Below are 18,707 nucleotides of genomic sequence, written 5' to 3'. Positions count from 1 at the left end.
CTTTTGATACTTAGCAATCTTCAATTAGCAATTAGCAATTAGCAACGAACAAAGGACAACGGATATGGTTAACTGTGTAGTACGAAACTGGAACGGGGAAGAGGTCGGACAGGCAACTCTAGAATTAAAAGTTGCTAAAGAAGAGAATGCGGCTCATATCGTCCACCGAGCCTTAGTAAGGCAACAGGCGAATGCTCGTCAAGGCACAGCCAGCACCAAAACCCGCGCGGAAGTTAGGGGGGGAGGTCGTAAGCCTTGGCGTCAAAAAGGGACGGGTCGCGCTCGTGCTGGGTCGATTCGTTCACCACTGTGGCGAGGCGGCGGTGTCATCTTTGGTCCCAAGCCAAGAGACTATGATACAAAGATGAACCGGAAGGAACGGCGTTTAGCACTGAGAACCGCCTTCTTTAGCCGAGCTGAAGACATGATTGTGGTGGAGGAATTTGCTGACAAGTTGCCTCGGCCTAAGACTAAAGAATTGGTAGAAGCGATCGCACGTTGGGGCGTCCAACCAGATTCTAAAGTCCTGCTGATCCTAGCTGAACGGGAAGAAAACGTTTATTTGTCAGCCCGGAACGTTGCCAAAATGAAGATCATCCCTGCCACCCAATTGAATATCTTTGACCTGTTGGCAGCTGACAAAATCGTGACAACGCCATCCGCCCTTGCCAAAATTCAGGAGGTTTACAGTGAGTCAGTATAACCCCCGCGAACTTGCGGATCTGGTGTATCGACCGATCGTAACTGAAAAGGCAACTCTGCTGATGGAGCAGAACAAGTATGTCTTTGAAGTTGTTCCCAAAGCGACTAAGCCAGAAATTAAAGCAGCAATTGAAGACCTGTTTAAAGTAAAGGTTGTGAGTGTGAATACCCTTCGCCTACCGCGCAAAAAGCGCCGCGTCGGCAAATTTGCAGGGTTTAAGCCTCAGTACAAGCGAGCAATTGTAACTCTGGCAAGCGGAGAAACCATCACCCTCTTCCCAGAAGTTTAATAAGTTGGAAAGTTGAAAAGTTGAAATTTTAAATTTTAACTAATTTCAACCACCTCAACGGAAAGCCGCCCTACAAGCGTCTTCAAACTTCAACCTTCAAACCTCTTTTTTAAGTTATGGGCATCCGTTCTTATCGGCCTTATACTCCCAGTACTCGTCAAGTTACCATTTCGGACTTTGCCGAAGTTACGCGGAGTGAGCCGGAAAAGTCACTAACCTACACAAAGCATCGCCCCAAAGGTCGAAACAATCGTGGGGTGATTACTAGCCGCCGTCGGGGTGGTGGTCATAAACAACTCTACCGGGAAATCGATTTTCGCCGCGATAAGCGTAATATCCCGGCAAAAGTGGCAACCATTGAGTACGATCCAAATCGCAATGCCCGGATTGCCCTGGTTTATTACCAGGATGGCGAAAAGCGGTATATTCTTCACCCAGTCGGCTTAACCGTCGGTACAGTTATCACTGCTGGCCCAGACGCCCCAATTGAAATTGGCAACGCATTACCTTTAAGCAAAATTCCGTTAGGAACTGCCGTTCACAACGTAGAACTGACTGCTGGACGGGGCGGGCAAATTGTTCGCGCTGCTGGTGCCACTGCACAAGTAGTCGCTAAAGAAGGCGACTATGTCACTATCAAGCTACCCTCCGGTGAAGTCCGCATGATCCGCCGCGAGTGCTACGCTACCATCGGACAAGTCGGCAATGTTGAGCATCGCAACTTGAGTGCTGGTAAAGCTGGTCGTAATCGCTGGAAGGGACGCCGTCCGAAGGTAAGAGGCAGTGTCATGAACCCAGTCGATCACCCACATGGCGGTGGTGAGGGACGGGCACCAATTGGTAGAAGTGGACCAGTCACACCTTGGGGTAAGCCAACTTTAGGTGCTAAGACCCGTAAGCGGAACAAGCCAAGCAATAAATTAATTGTCCGGCGTCGTCGCAAATCTTCTAAGCGAGGTCGGGGCGGTCGGGAGTCCTAGGATTTTAGATTTTGGATTTTAGATTAGCAATACGTCCAAAATCCAAAATCCAAGATCCAAAAATCCAGAAGTAATTGGGGTTATTTGAACTATGGGTCGTTCTCTTAAAAAAGGTCCTTTTGTTGCGGACCATTTGTTGAAAAAGATTGAAAATTTGAATGCTAGGGGCGATAAGCAGGTTATTAAAACTTGGTCTCGTGCTTCAACTGTATTGCCGCAAATGGTAGGTCACACCATCGCGGTTCATAACGGGCGGACTCACGTGCCAGTTTACGTCACTGAGCAAATGGTAGGGCATAAGTTGGGAGAATTCGCTCCAACTCGCACCTTCCGGGGACACTCGAAAGATTCCAAGGCAAAGAGGTAATTTTGAAGTTTGGGTTTTGAGATTATTCAGAATTCCAAATTCAAAATTATTAAAAGGGAGAAATCTATGGCAGTTGATACTACAGAAGAAGTGAAAGCGATCGCGCGATACATCCGGATGTCTCCCCACAAGGTGCGCCGGGTTCTCGACCAAATTCGGGGACGCTCCTATCGGGAAGCACTGATCGTTCTGGAATTTATGCCCTATCGGGCTTGCGATCCCGTCCGCAAGGTACTGCGCTCAGCAGCCGCCAATGCCGAACATAACGCCGGTTTAGATCCCGCGAGATTAGTGGTTTCTAAGGCTTATGCTGACCAAGGCTCAACCTTGAAGCGCTTCCGACCCCGCGCTCAAGGTCGTGCATATCAAATTCGTAAACCAACGTGTCATATCACTGTAGCTGTTGCACAAGCAGCGGCAGATGAATAACACTACTTTGGCTAAGCGCTAGTTGTCAGAAACAAGCTTTTGAACAATTAGCAATTAGCAATTAGCTGATTTAAGAGGACGCATTCGTGGGACAGAAAATTCATCCAATTGGTTTTCGGCTGGGGATTACCCAAGAACATCGCTCCCGTTGGTTTGCGGATGCTAAGCGCTACCCAGAACTCCTGCAAGAAGACCACACTATTCGGCAGGTCGTAGAGAAAAAACTCAGTAACGCTGGTATCTCCCAAGTACGGATTGAGCGCAAAGCCGATCAAATTGACTTAGAAATCCACACAGCTCGACCGGGTGTTGTGGTAGGTCGCGGTGGTACTGGCATTGAAGTATTACGCGGCGATCTTCAAGAAGCTTTAGGCGGTGGCAATCGTCAAATTCGGATCAACGTGATCGAAGTAGCACGGGTAGATGCCGACGCCGGACTGATTGCTGAGTATATTGCCCAACAGTTAGAGCGAAGAGTTTCCTTCCGGCGCGTCGTGCGTCAGGCGATTCAACGTGCCCAACGCGCTGAAGTCCAGGGAATTAAAGTACAAGTCAGCGGACGGTTAAACGGGGCGGAAATTGCCCGAACCGAGTGGACAAGGGAAGGCAGAGTTCCTCTGCATACTCTTCGAGCCAACATTGACTACGCTTACCGCACTGCCAAAACTATTTACGGCATTCTTGGCGTTAAAGTTTGGATCTTCAAAGGTGAAGTGATTCCTGGTCAGGAAGAAATTCCGGCTCCTAACAACGCTCAGCCTAGACGTCGTCAACAGCGTCGTCGCCAGCAATTTGAAGACCGCTCTAATGAATAGGTTGATAGGTAATCGGTAATCGGTAATGGGTAATCAAAACGAAAACGCCCAATTACCAGTTACCAATTACTAATTACCAATTATCAATTACCCATTACCAAGTCATGTTAAGTCCCAGAAGAACAAAATTTCGCAAACAGCAGCGCGGGCGGATGAACGGTTTGGCAACTCGCGGCAGTAGCCTAAACTTCGGTGACTTTGGCCTCCAATCCACAGAACCTTCTTGGATTACCTCCCGTCAAATTGAAGCCAGCCGCCGAGCTATGACCCGCTACATCCGTCGGGGTGGAAAAATCTGGATTCGGATCTTCCCCGATAAACCAGTTACAATGCGCCCTGCTGAAACCCGTATGGGTTCTGGTAAAGGTTCGCCGGAATTTTGGGTAGCTGTCGTGAAGCCAGGCCGGATCTTGTTTGAGATTGCCGGGGTTCCTGAAGAAACCGCCAGGGAGGCGATGCGTCTAGCTTCCCACAAGTTGCCAATTAAGACGAAGTTCATCACTCGTGAAGAAGAAGGGACTGTGTGAGTTATGGCTCTGCCCAAGATAGAAGAAGCCAGAAATTTAGGCGATCGAGAACTGGCTGAAGAAATTTTAGCTGTCAAGCGTCAGCTGTTTGATTTACGGCTGCAACAGGCAACCCGACGCTTGGAAAAGTTACACCAGTTCAAGCATACGAAGCATCGTTTAGGTCAGCTCCTAACTGTAGAAGGGGAGCGGCAACGGGCTGCAAAGGCTCAAAAGCCACAACCAGATGCAACATCCGAGGAGTAGACCCCAATGGCAGTTAAAGAACGAGTTGGCTTGGTCGTCAGCGACAAGATGCAAAAGACCGTAGTGGTTGCTGTCGAGAACCGCTCACCGCACCCCAAGTACGGAAAAATTGTAGTGCGGACAAAGCGTTACAAAGCTCACGACGAAGAAAATCAGTGCAAGGTAGGCGATCGCGTCCGGATTTCCGAAACACGTCCTCTAAGCCGCACCAAACGATGGGCAGTCGCTGAAATTCTCAACCGTGAGGTTCAATAAGTAAAGTTATGAGTTTTGAGTTTGTAAAGGCGGGTTCATCGAAAATTTCGATTTGACACCGATATTTAATGAGGTAAACCCGTCAGTAACAAGTTTTAAGCGGAAATCTAACGAAAGAATGTCGGGAATAAAAATCAAACTTCTTACGTTCTTTCTTTTGCTAAAACTTAAAACTTACAGCTCAAAACTATTATTCAAAACTTACGCATCCGAAGCTAAGAACTATGATTCAGCCCCAATCTTACCTTAATGTCGCAGACAACAGCGGCGCTCGTAAATTGATGTGCATCCGCGTCTTAGGTGCCAGTGGCCGACGCTATGCCGGTGTCGGCGACGTAATCATTGCGGTCGTCAAAGATGCCATTCCCAATATGGCGGTTAAAAAGTCGGATGTTGTGCGAGCCGTGATTGTCCGTACCCGAAAAAATATGCGCCGGGATAGCGGTATGAGTATTCGCTTCGATGATAACGCCGCCGTCATCATCAACGCAGATGGCAACCCTAGAGGGACGCGCGTTTTTGGGCCAGTTGCACGCGAGCTGCGCGACAAAAACTTCACCAAAATTGTTTCTCTAGCTCCGGAGGTGCTCTAATGGCCGCAAAAAAACAGTCTAAAAGAAACGGGACGAAGCTTCCCCAGCGCTATAAAATGCATGTCAAAAAAGGCGACACAGTACAAGTGATTGCCGGTCGTGATAAAGGCAAGGTTGGTGAAATTTTGCGGACGCTTCCCCAAGAAAGTCGAGTAATTGTCAAAGGCATCAACATTAAAACCAAGCACGTTAAACCTCAGCAAGAAGGTGAATCCGGTCAAATCGTGACAGTAGAGGCACCAATCCATAGCTCTAACGTGATGCTTTACTCGGCTCAACAAAAGATTGCCAGCCGCATTTGCTACACCTTGAATGAAGAAGGACGCAAAGTGCGGATGCTCAAAAAAACGGGTGAAATTATTGACTAAATAGTTGTTAGTTACAGCATATTGCTAATTACTAACTGCTATTTCCCCTGACCAAGCCCAGGGATATTAAGGAAAAAACAATGACACAAAAACTGAAAACGCTGTACCAAGATACGATCGTTCCTAAACTGATGACTCAGTTTAATTACACGAATACCCATCAGGTACCCAAAGTCATAAAGGTTACGGTTAATCGAGGTCTAGGTGAGGCTTCTACCAACGCTAAAGCGTTGGAATCTTCCCTTGCTGAAATTGCCAAAATTACGGGTCAAAAACCAGTAGTGACGCGGGCGAAAAAGGCGATCGCTGGATTTAAACTTCGCCAAGGGATGCCAGTCGGCGTGATGGTGACTCTGCGGGCGGATCGGATGTATGCCTTTCTCGACCGATTAATTAACCTGTCCTTGCCACGGATTCGGGACTTTCGCGGCATTAGTCCCAAGAGCTTTGATGGTCGGGGAAATTACAGCTTAGGCATTAGAGAACAGCTGATATTTCCAGAAATAGAATACGACAGCATCGACCAAATTCGGGGCATGGACATTTCCATCATTACTACAGCAAATACCGACGAAGAAGGCCGCGCCTTGCTAAAAGAAATGGGAATGCCTTTCCGGGATCAATGAGGCAGTCAAAATAAGGAGGGAATAATGGCGGCAAACGACACAATTTCAGATATGCTGACTCGCATTCGGAATGCGAATCTGGCGCGGCACCAAACAACAGAAATACCAGCGACAAAGATGACTCGCAGTATTGCCAAAGTTCTCAGGGAAGAAGGCTTTATTGCTGAATTTGAAGAAGTTGGCGAAGGGATTAAGCAACACTTGCTAATTTCTCTAAAGTACAAAGGCAAAAATCGTCAACCGATTATTAATACCTTGAAGCGGGTCAGCAAACCTGGTCTGCGGGTCTACTCTAACCGCAAAGAACTACCCCGCGTGCTGGGCGGTATTGGAATTGCGATCATTTCTACCTCCAGCGGCATTATGACTGACCGGGAAGCACGGCGTCAGGGTGTAGGTGGAGAAGTGCTTTGCTACATCTGGTAGATAAGCTAATAGCTATTAGTTATTAGCTATTAGCTCGATTGGCTGGTAGGTTTCAAAAACTTAGAAAAGCACAGACTTTCGGACTCACCGATAGACCAAAAGCTAACAGCTAACAGCTAACGGCTAACGGCTAATTGATTAGGAGGATTAAGTCATGTCTCGTATTGGCAAACGCCCTATTAATATTCCTGCTAAGGTACAAGTCTCGATCGAAGGGCAACATGTTGCAGTGAAAGGGCCTAAAGGAGAACTATCCAGGGTTCTACCATCTGAGGTGAGTATAGAGCAGGAGGGAGAAACGATCTTGGTCAAGCGGCGGGATGAATCTCGCGCAGCTCGTCAACGCCACGGTCTTTCTCGTACTCTGATTGCCAACATGGTCGATGGAGTTTCCCAAGGATTTCAGCGTCGCCTAGAAATCCAGGGAGTCGGTTATCGTGCGGCAGTTCAAGGTCGCAATCTGATTCTGAGCGTGGGTTACAGTCATCCAGTTCAGATTGAACCTCCCGACGGTGTTCAAATGGCCGTAGAAAACAACACAAATGTGGTTGTAAGCGGCATTGATAAAGAAATCGTAGGAAATATCGCTGCTCGAATCCGTGCTGTCCGTCCACCGGAAGTTTACAAGGGTAAAGGCATCCGCTATGCAGGTGAAGTCGTAAGACGTAAAGCTGGAAAGGCAGGTAAGAAGTAAAGATGAAGCTAACTCGTAAAGAACTAATTCAACGTCGGCATCACCGGGTGCGGCGTAAGGTAAATGGCAGTAGTGAGCGTCCTCGGTTAGCTGTCTTTCGATCCAATCAGCACATTTATGTCCAGGTAATTGACGACACTCAACAACGTACTCTTGCCTGTGCCTCAACTTTGGAACCGGATCTAAAATCACAGTTAACAACAGGAGCTTCCTGTGCTGCCTCTGTTGAGGTAGGCAAGTTAATTGCTCAGCGAGCGATCGCTCAAGGCATTTCAAGGGTTGTCTTTGACCGAGGCGGCAACCTTTATCACGGTCGAATCAAAGCCCTGGCAGACGCTGCTCGCGAAGCTGGGTTAGATTTCTAAAGACAAGCATGCAAAAGGCAAAAGTAAAAAGAAAGAAGTTTTTATCTCTATATTTCTACCTTTGATTTCTCTTTCTTTTGCCTTTTTACATTTTTAGTTTTTACTTTCACTCTCAAGGTTCAGGATAAAACTATGGCAAAAGAGCGTCGGAAAAGTTCTGCGCGTCGGGAAAAAGAAATCACCTTTCAAGAACGGGTGATCCAGATCCGTCGTGTTAGTAAGGTCGTCAAAGGCGGTAAAAAACTCAGCTTCCGCGCGATCGTTGTCATTGGCAATGAGCGCGGTCAAGTTGGCGTCGGCGTTGGCAAAGCAAGTGATGTAATTGGAGCTGTTCGTAAAGGCGTTGCCGATGGCAAAAAACACTTAATTGACATCCCCTTGACCAAGGCAAATTCTATCCCCCATCCTATTAACGGAGCCGGAGGTGGTGCCCAAGTGATGATGCGACCCGCAGCCCCAGGAACGGGTGTTATTGCCGGTGGTGCTGTACGTACTGTACTGGAGTTAGCAGGTGTGCGGAACATCTTGGCAAAACAGCTGGGTTCTAATAACCCTTTGAACAATGCTAGAGCCGCCGTGAATGCTCTTTCCACCTTGCGTACATTTTCTGAAGTGGCTGAAGAACGCGGGATTCCTATCGAAAATCTCTACGCCTAAATTTAGCCATCAGCGATTAGCTATTAGTGACTCTCAGTTTAAAGGCAACTTTAATATCTTGGACAAACAACAAAACACTAACAGCTAATAGCTTCCCCAAAAAAATAAGTCGTCAATTCTCTAGGTCAAGCGAATGAGATTAGAAGATGCAGTTCCTAAAAAAGGCTCAAAGAAGCGCCGCCGACGCATTGGACGAGGCATAGCAGCTGGTCAAGGTGCCAGTGGTGGCTTTGGGATGCGCGGTCAAAAATCGAGATCGGGGCGGGGCACACGACCCGGATTTGAAGGCGGACAAATGCCGCTGTACCGTCGTCTGCCTAAGTTAAAGCACTTTACGGTCATTAATCGTAAGCAATACACTACGATCAACGTAAGTAAGCTGGCATCACTCCCTGCTAACACGGAAGTGACTCTAGACTCATTGATGGAGTCTGGCATTCTCACCGCAAATCATGGTTCTCTGAAAATCCTCGGTGACGGTGAACTGAATGTGGCTCTGAACGTAAAAGCAGCAGCTTTCACTGCCTCGGCTCGCAGCAAGATTGAAGCCGCTGGTGGCAGTTGTGAAGTTGTTGCTGCCCGTGCCCATAAGGGTTAAGCATATTGCATGCCAGCGTCTCTTGCTCATCGTTGAGGTATTCCTTACATGGTCGTTAGTCGAGACAAAAGCCCAACTGCTCAGGAAACCTTTGCACAGATGGCTCAAGCAGCCGGTCTTAGAGGTCGGCTGCTTCTCACCATCGGCTTGCTGATTTTAGTTCGCATTGGCATCTTTTTGCCAGTACCGGGAATTGACCGGGCTAGGTTTGCTCAAGATATTCAAAATAACCAATTAATTGGATTTCTGGACATCTTCTCTGGGGGCGGAATTACCGCCTTGGGGATTTTTGCTCTAGGGATTTTGCCCTATATCAATGCCTCCATCATTATCCAATTACTAACAGCTGCCATTCCTTCTTTGGAAAAATTGCAGAAGGATGAAGGAGAAGCTGGAAGGCGAAAAATCTCTCAGATTACTCGCTATGTAGCGCTGGGAGGGGCTTTGATTCAAACTAGCTTCATTGCGGTATGGCTTGAACGCTATGCAACAAACGTTCGGGGACCCCTGTTTATCGCGGAGACTGCACTCGCTCTAACCGCTGGTTCAATGTTTGTTATGTGGGTGTCAGAGCTGATTACCGAGCGGGGGGTTGGTAACGGCGCTTCTTTGTTGATTTTCATCAATATTGTTGCAGTTCTACCTAAATCCCTTGGGCAAACTATTAATTATGCCCAGGTTGACAATCGCAATGTAGGACCCGTGATCATTCTGCTGCTAGTTTTCCTAGTCATGATCTTGGGAATTGTGTTTGTCCAGGAGGGAACCAGGCGGATTCCGATTATTTCGGCACGCCGACAGGTAGGTAAACGACTCTACCGGGAAAGGACGAGCTACCTGCCTTTGCGGCTGAACCAGGGTGGAGTTATGCCGATCATTTTTGCCTCTTCCGTTCTAATTTTCCCAGGTTTCCTAGCTCAGATGACTCAAAATACGGGCAATAATCCGGTCTTGAGTCAAATACATCAAGTTCTCAATCAAGTTGCGAATGCTCTAAATCCAAATAGTCAGACGCCCGGAGTTTATGAGGTCGTTTATCTGATCTTGATTCTGTTTTTCAGCTACTTTTACGCATCTTTGATTGTAAATCCTGTGGATTTATCGCAGAACTTGAAAAAGATGGGAGCCAGCATACCTGGCATCCGTCCAGGTCGGGCTACTAGCGATTACGTGGAAGGAGTTTTGAATCGGCTAACTTTCTTAGGCGCTATCTTTTTGGGATTAGTGGCAATTGTACCCACAATTGTAGAAAGAGCCACCGGCATTACAACTTTTCAAGGGCTGGGAGCTACTTCTTTGCTGATTTTGGTGGGCGTGGCAATTGATACAGCAAAGCAAATCCAAACCTATGTCATTTCCCAGCGCTATGAAGGAATGGTGAAGCAGTAGTGACGCGATTGATTTTTTTGGGGCCGCCAGGAGCGGGGAAGGGAACTCAGGCACATATCCTCGCTCAAGAGCTGGAAATTCCTCATGTTTCCACGGGTGATATCTTGAGAAATGCCAAGGCTGCTGGAACTGAACTCGGTTTGAAGGCGAAGTCCTATATGGATCGAGGTGAGTTGGTTCCTGATGCTTTGATATTGGATTTGGTGCGCGATCGCTTGACCCAAACAGATGCCCAATCCGGTTGGATTTTAGATGGTTTCCCCCGTAACGTCTCTCAGGCGACTTTTCTGGATGAATTGTTGCAAAAATTAGACCAAGTCTCCGATTACGTTCTCAATCTGGAAGTTGCGGACGAAGTTTTGGTAGATCGGATGCTGGAACGAGGTCGCAAGCAAGGACGAACGGATGATACAGAAGAAGTCATTCGTCATCGTTTGGAAGTTTATCGCAACCAAACGGCTCCGCTAATTGATTTCTACAAGCAGCGCCAACAGTTGGTTTCAATTAATGGCGATCGCTCTCTAGAGGAAGTTACTTCCGCACTCAAACAAGTTGTTCATTCTTGACAGGAGCGGGTGCGATCGCCCAATGTCAGGGGTCAGTTCGTTGCTAATCTACTTTCCAGACTGGCGGCTGCGACTGACCCCCAACCTGATGAAGTAAATTTTTGATAAAATATGTTAATAAGACCTTGACTGTCAGTCAGGGGAATGAGCTGTGAATGACAGTAGGCAAGCTGAAGAATTGAGGAAAAGGATAACTTGGCTAAACAAGATTTAATTGAAATGGAAGGCACGGTAACAGAATCCCTGCCTAATGCAATGTTTCGCGTCGATTTAGACAATGGGTTTAATGTATTAGCCCATATTTCTGGGAAAATCCGCCGGAATTACATCAAAATTCTACCGGGCGATCGCGTCAAAGTGGAACTCACCCCATACGACCTAACCAAAGGCAGAATAACTTACCGGCTACGCAACAAAAAGTAGTTGCCAAAAAAAGCGACTCGCTCGTTTTTAAAAGCTTGTGTTATGAAAAACTTCATCAATTAGATGAACTTTTAAATACACTTAAAAAGTGATATAATGTAGAGCTTGCAATGTAGCCAAAATAGGCATGAAAGTTCGAGCATCAGTCCGAAAAATTTGTGAAAAATGCCGCGTCATTCGGCGGCGCGGTCGAGTCATGGTGATTTGTTCTAACCCAAAACACAAGCAACGCCAAGGTTAACTCAACCCGATCCTCAGGACAAGTTTATAGCACTAAAAGCAAGACTAGGGAGACAACAAGCGTGGCACGGATTGCTGGGGTAGACCTTCCTCGCGATAAACGCGTAGAAATTGGTCTGACTTACATTTATGGAATTGGACTCTCGCGCTCCAAAGAAATTTTGGCAGCATCCAAAGTTAATCCAGACACAAGAGTAAAAGACTTAAGTGATTCCGACGTTGCTGCTCTGCGCGAAGCAGTGGAAAGCAACTATCAAATTGAAGGGGATCTCAGACGCTGGGAGGCGATGAACATCAAGCGCCTGATTGACATTGGCACCTACCGGGGTCGGCGTCATCGAATGGGCTTGCCAGTTCGGGGTCAACGAACCCGTACAAATGCGCGAACCCGTCGCGGCAGACGTCTCACAGTCGCAGGTAAGAGAAAGGCACCAGGGCCGAAATAACCTTCTCGTGCTAGCTGAAAAGCTAAAAGCAGAGGCTTGGATTTCGGTCGTTTGCTAAAAGCAAAATTGACCAACCAATTCAGCCAACCCATTATAACTACTGTCAACTAGATCCACATGGCGCGACAACCAACAAAAAAAACAGGTCCAAAAAAACAAAAACGCAACGTACCTAATGGCGTAGCTTTCATTCAGTCTACTTTTAACAACACGATTGTCACGATTTCTGACACGAATGGAGACGTCCTCTCCTGGGCTTCAGCTGGCTCAAGTGGCTTTAAAGGAGCGAAAAAAGGAACTCCTTTTGCAGCGCAAACCGCAGCTGAAAGCGCGGCTCGCCGAGCGACCGATCAGGGGATGCGTCAGATTGAAGTCATGGTTAGCGGTCCAGGAGCTGGTCGAGAAACCGCGATTCGAGCGCTGCAAGGGGCGGGGCTAGAAATTACCTTAATTCGAGATGTGACGCCAATCCCCCACAATGGCTGCCGTCCGCCCAAGCGACGTCGAGTCTAGAATTGCTTTGACAGCGATCGCTGTCAAAGCAATTCGTAATTAGCAGCAAGTGGCAAACAGCTAACTGCTAAATTGGCATTGAGACAGTAGGGGCAATGCTAGGGAAGAGCTTCTAGCGTTCTTTCCAGGGGTTTTATGAAGAAGGGAGGTCACTCCGTGGCGCAGTTTCAAATTGAGTGTGTAGAGTCCAAAACTGAGAATAATCGGAGCCAATATAGCAAATTTGTCCTGGAGCCTCTAGAACGGGGTCAAGGTACCACCGTCGGCAATGCACTGAGGCGGGTTCTACTGTCTAATTTAGAAGGGACAGCCGTGACAGCTGTTCGGATTGCTGGGGTTAATCATGAGTTTGCCACAGTTGAGGGAGTTCGGGAGGATGTCCTAGAAATTCTGCTGAACATGAAGGACATTGTACTCAAAAGTCACTCCTCCCATCCCCAAATTGCTCGATTAACTGTCACAGGCCCAGCAACGGTGACAGCCGGACGATTTGATTTACCCTCTGAAGTTGAGGTGGTCGATCCTAATCAATACGTTGCTACCCTAGCAGACGACGCTAGGTTGGAAATGGAATTCCGCATCGAACGAGGAAAGGGATATCGCGCCGTAGACCGGGGACGAGATGACACTGCTGCTTTAGACTTCCTCCAGATTGACGCTGTGTTTATGCCCGTGCATAAAGTTAACTACAGCATTGAAGATGCCCGGATTGACGGTTCTCTGGAAAGAGACCGACTAATCCTTGAAATCTGGACGAATGGCAGCCTCAGTCCCCAAGAGGCACTTTCTCAAGCGGCAAGTATTCTGGTGGATTTGTTCAATCCCCTGAAAGATATCACCCTCGATCCGATGACGGTAGACTATGCCGATGATGAAGATCCTACCAGCCAGATCCCAATCGAAGAATTGCAGCTTTCGGTGAGGGCATACAACTGTCTCAAGCGAGCGCAAATTAACTCTGTAGCTGACTTGCTGGATTACAGCCAAGAGGATCTACTAGAGATTAAAAACTTTGGTCAAAAGTCGGCAGAAGAAGTCATCGAAGCCTTACAGCGGCGACTAGGAATTACCCTGCCTCACGAAAAGGCTGCGAAAACAACTTGAAGTAAAGAGTAATGGTAATAGGTAGAATTAATTACCGATTACCCATTACTTCTTCACCGAGTACCCATTAGCAGTTACCAATTCCCAATTAGCAATTCAAAATCGTTATGCGTCACTGTCGTCGTATTCCAAAACTAGGTAAGCCTGCCGACCAGCGTCGAGCGCTGTTAAGGGCGCTGACAACCGAATTAATCCGTCAGGGCCGAATCACAACCACAAAGACGCGTGCTAAGGCGCTGCGCCCGGAAGTGGAAAAAATGATTACTCTGGCAAAGGACGGCTCTCTGGCAGCCCGCAGGCAAGCCATGGGCTACATTTATGACAAACAGTTGGTTCATGCCCTGTTTGAGCAAGCCGCTAGCCGTTACGGCGAACGCAACGGGGGATACACCCGTATCCTGCGAACTGTGCCACGTCGGGGTGATAATGCTGAAATGGCAATCATCGAGCTGGTTTAACGTGAGGACTGAGGACTGAGAGAATTCAAAACTCACTACTCACTACTCAAAGCTCATCATGTTACAAGCCATGCCATTATCAACCCAGCGAGTTGCCCTGGTAATCCAATACCTGGGCACTCATTTTCATGGCTGGCAGCGACAACCTAATGGGCGCACCGTGCAGGAAGAGATTGAAACAGTTCTGTCTAAGGTGCAGGAACGACCTGTTACTCTACACGGTGCGGGGCGCACTGATAGCGGTGTGCATGCAGCAGCACAAGTGGCACACTTTGAGGCTACGGGTCCCATTCCGGCTGAGAAATGGGCTGCGATTCTTAATTCTCATCTGCCCGATGATATTCTGATTCGAGCCTCAGCGGCTGTAGGTTCAAATTGGCACGCTCGGTTTTCTGCGAGCTGGCGTCGGTATCGATACACGCTCTATACAGATCCCAAGCCAAACTTGTTTGTGCAGCCCTTCAGTTGGCATTATTATTATGCACCGCTAGATGAATCTCTCATCCAGGCAGCTTTAACCCCTTTGATAGGTAGCCATCATTTGGCTGCTTTTCACAGGGCAAATTCGGCACGATCGCATTCCTGGGTGGATGTGCAGGCGGCAGAGTGCTACCGAGACGGCTCATTTATTCATATTGAGATTCAAGCCAACGGATTTTTGTATGGCATGGTGCGGCTGCTGGTGGGATTACTGGTGCAGGTAGGAAAGGGAGAGCGATCGCCAGAAAGCTTCACCGAGTTGTGGGTAAACCAGCGTCGTCACGAAGTAAAGTACTCTGCGCCCGCTAAAGGCTTGTGCCTATTGCGAGTTGGCTACCCAGAGTTTCCCTTTCCCCCGGAAGTCTGGTTTGACACCCAGCCTAAGTTGGTCTTGCCGACTGTCACCGCCGAATATTGCCTAAGTTGAAAGCTTGAAGATGAGAAGGTTGAAGGTTACAAGGTTCTTCAACATTCAAAGCTCCAACTTACCAACTTTTGACTCACCCCTTGAAGCGTATAAAAAGAACCATGAACAAAACCCCCATCCCATCTCAAGATTCCATCGAACGCAATTGGTACGTCGTTGATGCCGCAGAGCAGCGGCTGGGTCGTCTGGCGAGTGAAATTGCCATGATTCTCAGAGGCAAAAACAAGCCTACCTTTACTCCCCATCTGGATACCGGCGATTTCGTGATCGTCGTCAATGCCGAAAAAGTGGTAGTCACCGGAAAAAAACGCACTCAAAAGCTCTACCGGAAACATTCTGGACGTCCGGGCGGAATGAAGACGGAAACCTTTGCTAAGCTACAGGGCCGTATCCCAGAGCGGATTATCGAACACGCCGTGCGCGGGATGTTGCCCAAGAGTTCTCTAGGGAAACAACTGTTCACCAAGCTGAAAGTTTATCCGGGACCATCCCATCCCCATGAATCTCAACAGCCCCAGGAACTCAAAATTCAAACAATTCCAGGAGGAGAAAATTAATGCAAGCAGTAGAACAAAGTGGTCGAGTCGTTTATTGGGGAACAGGTCGCCGGAAGTCGTCCGTAGCAAGAGTTCGCCTGGTTCCCGGAAGCGGTCAAATGATTGTCAATGACCGACCGGGCGACAATTACTTCAATTACCAACCGGCTTATATGTCAGCGGCAAAAGCCCCCCTGGAAACTCTGGGTCTGGAAAATGAGTATGACATTCTGGTGAAAGCCCACGGTGGTGGATTAACGGGGCAAGCTGATTCGATTCGTTTGGGAGTAGCGAGAGCCTTGTGCCAACTCGACCCGGACAATCGCCAACCGCTGAAAAGCGAAGGCTACTTAACCCGCGATCCCAGAGCGAAAGAGCGGAAGAAATACGGCTTGCACAAAGCCCGGAAGGCTCCGCAGTACTCAAAGCGATAAAAAAGCGATCGCATTTGAGTTGGTTATCGATGGTAGGTGCGAGGTCTGCCTCGCACTCGCTGATCCTGGAAAGCTAGAATTATATAGGGACATTACCCAGTCGAGGAGTAATCATGGCAAGACAAGGAATTCATCCAGAGTGGTATCCAGAAGCAAAAGTTTACTGCAACGGAGAAGTGGTAATGACCGTTGGCTCAACACAGCCAGAACTTCACGTTGATGTTTGGTCGGGGAACCACCCCTTTTACACTGGAACCCAGAAAATTATTGACACCGAAGGTCGGGTAGAGCGCTTCATGCGGAAATATGGAATGTTGGAAACTACCCAACCCCAAGGTGATGATTCGGGTTCCCAAGGCAAAAAGTAGCGGGTCGGCTTGCTCGTAGCGAGACCCGCCTGTTGGGTCGAAGTTATTGATGATAAGCTTTCCTGCTGTTTTTGTGGAGCGATCGCATTTCCTATGGCTGAAACATACCTGCTGGAAAAATTAAATTCCGTTGAGCAAACCTTTAATGAGTTAACTCGCCGACTGGCAGATCCAGATACCGCCTCCAATCCAGATGAGTATCAACGGGTGGCAAAAGCTCGTTCCTCATTGGAGGACGTTGTTAATACCTATGAAAGCTGGAAAACCACTCAGCAAAACTTGGTAGGAGCAAAACTGGTACAGAAGGAATCTGCCAGCGATCCTGAGTTGCAGGAAATGGCAGCCTTGGAAGTGGAAGAACTGGAAAGCAAGCTTGAGCATTTGGAAACACGCCTCAAGATTTTACTTTTGCCCCGCGATCCCAATGATGACAAAAACATCATGTTGGAAATTCGCGCGGGTACGGGTGGAGATGAGGCGAGTATCTGGGCTGGCGATTTGGTGCGGATGTACTCTTACTACGCCCAAACTCAAAACTGGAAGATTAAGTTACTCAGCGAGTCGCGGGCAGAGTCGGGTGGTTTTAAAGAAGCCATCTTGGAAATCCAAGGCGACAACGTTTACAGCCAACTGAAATTTGAAGCAGGCGTTCATCGGGTACAACGAGTGCCAGTCACGGAAGCTGGAGGGCGGGTTCACACCTCAACGGCAACAGTGGCGGTGATGCCAGAGGTGGATGATGTAGAGATACACATTGACCCGAAGGATATTGAAATGAGTACAGCTCGCTCTGGCGGTGCTGGCGGTCAAAATGTGAACAAGGTAGAAACTGCTGCCGACTTGTTCCACAAGCCGACGGGGATTCGGATTTTCTGTACGGAAGAGCGATCGCAGTTGCAAAACAAAGAACGCGCGATGCAAATCCTCCGTGCCAAGCTTTACGAAATGAAGCTGCGCGAACAGCAGGAAGCTGTGACCTCCATGCGGCGTTCTCAGGTAGGTACTGGCTCCCGTTCGGAAAAAATTCGTACTTACAATTACAAAGATAACCGCGTCACCGACCATCGTCTGGGTCAGAATTACAGCCTTAACCCAGTTCTGCAAGGCGACCTAGAACATATTATTCAGGCTTGTATTTCTCAAGATCAGCAAGAACGCTTGGCAGAATTAGCCGCTTCCACTACCAACGCTGAGTCGCTTAATTAAGATGAGCGCTAAATGTATCGACAGACGCGATTAATCGCGTTTTTGCCATCCTGAACCCAGCCGACGTATAAACGGCTGGGTTTTTATTTTTTCCAAATCATCTCTAGTAAATTGCCCATAATCAGGGAAACTCAGCCTGCCAGCGAATGCTGGAGAATTAACAAACCTGCTCTTAGACGCGATCGCTTCAACATCAGCGGTTTTGCCTCCTATATCACTATCCGCAGGCTGAAATTCTGGCAAAATTAGCTAAGGAACGGTTATACCCTGCTGTGTTGCTCGAAAATTGGAATAGCGATCGCCCTTACCTAAAAAAGAGCTAACTTTTCCTCTATCTATGTGGATTGGAAGTGAGACTAGGATAAATCAAACTGTCCAAATGCCTTTTTTTCTTGTATTTTATTCTTATTAGAGAGATATCAATAATTACTCATGTATTATTAATAACACTATTAAGTCAAGGTTCTCTAACTTTTTGTTTAAGTAAATCAATGTAAAAATAGACTCTTGTAAATTCCTTAAAAAAACCGTTCTAAAGGCTTGTATAAATAGCGTTGACCAGAGGTGCCGAGATGCCAAACAATAATCAAGCTTCGGATTGGAATTACGATCCAAACGATCCCTATTCTCCAATCTACTATAAGGGAGCAGTCGTTGGATTTATAAAACCAGAATATGCACTCCGAATCGTTGACTTTCTCAATGAAGATGAACGGCTACGCAAAGCTCTCAAAATGGCTTGTTTTGACTTGATAACTGAGGCAGGGGGCGATACGAGTAGAGTCGATCTTTTAATGAAAAGATATATTGCAAGTACCGAGCGTCCTAAATATGGATCGGCGGCGGTCGCCTTGCTGTTAAGGGATAGACAAGATGAACTTGATATTAGTGATAAAGAATTTGCCCGATTCTGCGACTCTTATCGATTGTCTTGGAAAGAGCTGAAAGAAATTTTCTTAGGAAAAGAAATTAACGATAATCAGCTAGGGCCAATTGCACGAATCGTAGGGAAATCTATTGAAGAGTTGATTGAAGTGCGGGATGGGCCACCTCCCAGAGGCGATCGCTAATGTGAGTAAGCGTGCGGGAAAAAATAAATACAACTGATTATTTGGGAAATTTGAGGCTGGAGAAGATTTACCAATTTTTGATCGCGTTCCTGAATCAAGGAATACCAGT

Annotated in this window: 32 protein-coding genes; 31 read left to right on the top strand and 1 reads right to left on the bottom strand. The window is 47.6% G+C overall.

Annotation, left to right across the window (positions count from 1 at the left end):
- The first annotated feature begins 64 nt into the window (after nucleotides 1–64).
- From rplD to prfA, 30 genes are all read left to right on the top strand, one after another.
- Entirely contained in the window at nucleotides 65–703 is a 639-nt protein-coding gene (gene rplD, locus NDI33_RS11745) for a 50S ribosomal protein L4 (RefSeq protein WP_190411898.1), read from the top strand.
- Nucleotides 690–992 (top strand): 50S ribosomal protein L23, encoded by a 303-nt coding sequence (locus NDI33_RS11740; RefSeq protein WP_190411897.1) that lies wholly within the window; start codon nucleotides 690–692, stop codon nucleotides 990–992. The genes rplD and NDI33_RS11740 overlap by 14 nt, the downstream gene beginning before the upstream one ends.
- 116 nt (nucleotides 993–1,108) lie before the next feature.
- Nucleotides 1,109–1,972 carry a 50S ribosomal protein L2 gene (gene rplB, locus NDI33_RS11735; RefSeq protein ID WP_190411896.1) on the top strand — a complete coding sequence of 288 codons (864 nt, stop codon included), beginning with the start codon at nucleotides 1,109–1,111 and terminating at the stop codon, nucleotides 1,970–1,972.
- Nucleotides 1,973–2,063: 91 nt separating this feature from the next.
- A complete protein-coding gene (gene rpsS / locus NDI33_RS11730; protein ID WP_190411895.1) occupies nucleotides 2,064–2,339 on the top strand; it encodes a 30S ribosomal protein S19 in 276 nt (91 codons plus the stop codon).
- Nucleotides 2,340–2,405: 66 nt separating this feature from the next.
- A complete protein-coding gene (gene rplV, locus NDI33_RS11725; protein ID WP_190411894.1) occupies nucleotides 2,406–2,768 on the top strand; it encodes a 50S ribosomal protein L22 in 363 nt (120 codons plus the stop codon).
- 86 nt (nucleotides 2,769–2,854) lie between these two features.
- Nucleotides 2,855–3,583, top strand: a complete 729-nt coding sequence (gene rpsC / locus NDI33_RS11720; protein ID WP_190411893.1) for a 30S ribosomal protein S3 — start codon at nucleotides 2,855–2,857, stop codon at nucleotides 3,581–3,583.
- Between the two features lie 104 nt (nucleotides 3,584–3,687).
- Nucleotides 3,688–4,110, top strand: coding sequence for a 50S ribosomal protein L16 (rplP, locus tag NDI33_RS11715; RefSeq protein ID WP_190411892.1), 423 nt, complete (start codon nucleotides 3,688–3,690; stop codon nucleotides 4,108–4,110).
- 3 nt (nucleotides 4,111–4,113) lie between these two features.
- The gene (gene rpmC / locus NDI33_RS11710) at nucleotides 4,114–4,356 is read left to right on the top strand and encodes a 50S ribosomal protein L29 (protein WP_190411891.1); all 243 of its coding nucleotides are present in this window, start codon (nucleotides 4,114–4,116) and stop codon (nucleotides 4,354–4,356) included.
- 6 nt (nucleotides 4,357–4,362) lie between these two features.
- A complete protein-coding gene (gene rpsQ / locus NDI33_RS11705) occupies nucleotides 4,363–4,611 on the top strand; it encodes a 30S ribosomal protein S17 (protein WP_190411890.1) in 249 nt (82 codons plus the stop codon).
- Nucleotides 4,612–4,835: 224 nt separating this feature from the next.
- Entirely contained in the window at nucleotides 4,836–5,204 is a 369-nt protein-coding gene (gene rplN / locus NDI33_RS11700) for a 50S ribosomal protein L14 (protein WP_190411889.1), read from the top strand.
- Nucleotides 5,204–5,572 carry a 50S ribosomal protein L24 gene (gene rplX / locus NDI33_RS11695; RefSeq protein ID WP_242028859.1) on the top strand — a complete coding sequence of 123 codons (369 nt, stop codon included), beginning with the start codon at nucleotides 5,204–5,206 and terminating at the stop codon, nucleotides 5,570–5,572. Before rplN ends, rplX begins: the two co-directional genes overlap by 1 nt.
- Nucleotides 5,573–5,652: 80 nt before the next feature.
- Complete coding sequence (gene rplE / locus NDI33_RS11690; RefSeq protein ID WP_190411887.1) at nucleotides 5,653–6,198, top strand: 50S ribosomal protein L5; 546 nt, start codon at nucleotides 5,653–5,655, stop codon at nucleotides 6,196–6,198.
- Nucleotides 6,199–6,222: 24 nt separating this feature from the next.
- On the top strand, nucleotides 6,223–6,624 hold the full coding sequence (gene rpsH, locus NDI33_RS11685; RefSeq protein ID WP_190411886.1) for a 30S ribosomal protein S8: 402 nt from the start codon (nucleotides 6,223–6,225) through the stop codon (nucleotides 6,622–6,624).
- Nucleotides 6,625–6,778: 154 nt separating this feature from the next.
- Entirely contained in the window at nucleotides 6,779–7,318 is a 540-nt protein-coding gene (gene rplF, locus NDI33_RS11680) for a 50S ribosomal protein L6 (RefSeq protein WP_190411885.1), read from the top strand.
- A gap of 2 nt (nucleotides 7,319–7,320) precedes the next feature.
- Complete coding sequence (rplR, locus tag NDI33_RS11675; protein ID WP_190411884.1) at nucleotides 7,321–7,683, top strand: 50S ribosomal protein L18; 363 nt, start codon at nucleotides 7,321–7,323, stop codon at nucleotides 7,681–7,683.
- A gap of 132 nt (nucleotides 7,684–7,815) precedes the next feature.
- Nucleotides 7,816–8,340, top strand: a complete 525-nt coding sequence (gene rpsE / locus NDI33_RS11670; RefSeq protein ID WP_190411883.1) for a 30S ribosomal protein S5 — start codon at nucleotides 7,816–7,818, stop codon at nucleotides 8,338–8,340.
- 133 nt (nucleotides 8,341–8,473) lie between these two features.
- Complete coding sequence (gene rplO, locus NDI33_RS11665) at nucleotides 8,474–8,938, top strand: 50S ribosomal protein L15 (protein ID WP_190675638.1); 465 nt, start codon at nucleotides 8,474–8,476, stop codon at nucleotides 8,936–8,938.
- A 48-nt stretch (nucleotides 8,939–8,986) separates the two neighbouring features.
- Entirely contained in the window at nucleotides 8,987–10,327 is a 1,341-nt protein-coding gene (secY, locus tag NDI33_RS11660; protein WP_190411881.1) for a preprotein translocase subunit SecY, read from the top strand.
- Nucleotides 10,327–10,893, top strand: a complete 567-nt coding sequence (locus NDI33_RS11655; RefSeq protein WP_190675635.1) for an adenylate kinase — start codon at nucleotides 10,327–10,329, stop codon at nucleotides 10,891–10,893. Before secY ends, NDI33_RS11655 begins: the two co-directional genes overlap by 1 nt.
- Nucleotides 10,894–11,088: 195 nt before the next feature.
- A complete protein-coding gene (infA, locus tag NDI33_RS11650) occupies nucleotides 11,089–11,316 on the top strand; it encodes a translation initiation factor IF-1 (RefSeq protein WP_015203280.1) in 228 nt (75 codons plus the stop codon).
- 127 nt (nucleotides 11,317–11,443) lie between these two features.
- The gene (rpmJ, locus tag NDI33_RS11645; protein ID WP_071782548.1) at nucleotides 11,444–11,557 is read left to right on the top strand and encodes a 50S ribosomal protein L36; all 114 of its coding nucleotides are present in this window, start codon (nucleotides 11,444–11,446) and stop codon (nucleotides 11,555–11,557) included.
- Nucleotides 11,558–11,618: 61 nt separating this feature from the next.
- Nucleotides 11,619–12,002 (top strand): 30S ribosomal protein S13, encoded by a 384-nt coding sequence (gene rpsM, locus NDI33_RS11640; protein WP_190411879.1) that lies wholly within the window; start codon nucleotides 11,619–11,621, stop codon nucleotides 12,000–12,002.
- Between the two features lie 117 nt (nucleotides 12,003–12,119).
- Entirely contained in the window at nucleotides 12,120–12,515 is a 396-nt protein-coding gene (gene rpsK / locus NDI33_RS11635) for a 30S ribosomal protein S11 (protein ID WP_190411878.1), read from the top strand.
- A gap of 135 nt (nucleotides 12,516–12,650) precedes the next feature.
- Nucleotides 12,651–13,619 (top strand): DNA-directed RNA polymerase subunit alpha, encoded by a 969-nt coding sequence (locus NDI33_RS11630; protein ID WP_190411877.1) that lies wholly within the window; start codon nucleotides 12,651–12,653, stop codon nucleotides 13,617–13,619.
- Nucleotides 13,620–13,726: 107 nt separating this feature from the next.
- Nucleotides 13,727–14,077: a 50S ribosomal protein L17 gene (rplQ, locus tag NDI33_RS11625; protein WP_190411876.1), complete on the top strand. Its 351-nt coding sequence runs from the start codon at nucleotides 13,727–13,729 to the stop codon at nucleotides 14,075–14,077.
- Between the two features lie 58 nt (nucleotides 14,078–14,135).
- The gene (gene truA, locus NDI33_RS11620) at nucleotides 14,136–14,984 is read left to right on the top strand and encodes a tRNA pseudouridine(38-40) synthase TruA (RefSeq protein WP_190529469.1); all 849 of its coding nucleotides are present in this window, start codon (nucleotides 14,136–14,138) and stop codon (nucleotides 14,982–14,984) included.
- A gap of 101 nt (nucleotides 14,985–15,085) precedes the next feature.
- Nucleotides 15,086–15,541 (top strand): 50S ribosomal protein L13, encoded by a 456-nt coding sequence (gene rplM, locus NDI33_RS11615; protein WP_190411874.1) that lies wholly within the window; start codon nucleotides 15,086–15,088, stop codon nucleotides 15,539–15,541.
- Nucleotides 15,541–15,954: a 30S ribosomal protein S9 gene (rpsI, locus tag NDI33_RS11610; protein ID WP_190411873.1), complete on the top strand. Its 414-nt coding sequence runs from the start codon at nucleotides 15,541–15,543 to the stop codon at nucleotides 15,952–15,954. Before rplM ends, rpsI begins: the two co-directional genes overlap by 1 nt.
- Before the next feature lie 113 nt (nucleotides 15,955–16,067).
- Nucleotides 16,068–16,322, top strand: a complete 255-nt coding sequence (gene rpmE / locus NDI33_RS11605; protein ID WP_190529471.1) for a 50S ribosomal protein L31 — start codon at nucleotides 16,068–16,070, stop codon at nucleotides 16,320–16,322.
- A 93-nt stretch (nucleotides 16,323–16,415) separates the two neighbouring features.
- Nucleotides 16,416–17,528 carry a peptide chain release factor 1 gene (gene prfA / locus NDI33_RS11600; RefSeq protein ID WP_190426507.1) on the top strand — a complete coding sequence of 371 codons (1,113 nt, stop codon included), beginning with the start codon at nucleotides 16,416–16,418 and terminating at the stop codon, nucleotides 17,526–17,528.
- Nucleotides 17,529–17,558: 30 nt separating this feature from the next.
- Here prfA and NDI33_RS11595 read toward each other — a convergent pair whose 3' ends face one another.
- Nucleotides 17,559–17,771, bottom strand: coding sequence for a hypothetical protein (locus NDI33_RS11595; RefSeq protein WP_190675633.1), 213 nt, complete (start codon nucleotides 17,769–17,771; stop codon nucleotides 17,559–17,561).
- A gap of 329 nt (nucleotides 17,772–18,100) precedes the next feature.
- On the opposite strand from NDI33_RS11595, the gene NDI33_RS11590 reads away from it, so the two are divergent.
- A complete protein-coding gene (locus NDI33_RS11590) occupies nucleotides 18,101–18,598 on the top strand; it encodes a hypothetical protein (RefSeq protein ID WP_190429488.1) in 498 nt (165 codons plus the stop codon).
- Nucleotides 18,599–18,707 lie beyond the last annotated feature (109 nt).

It is taken from the genome of Trichocoleus sp. DQ-A1 (genome assembly GCF_039961955.1).
Classification (GTDB): domain Bacteria; phylum Cyanobacteriota; class Cyanobacteriia; order Cyanobacteriales; family FACHB-T130; genus FACHB-T130.
This window is presented reverse-complemented; position numbering and strand designations above follow the sequence as displayed.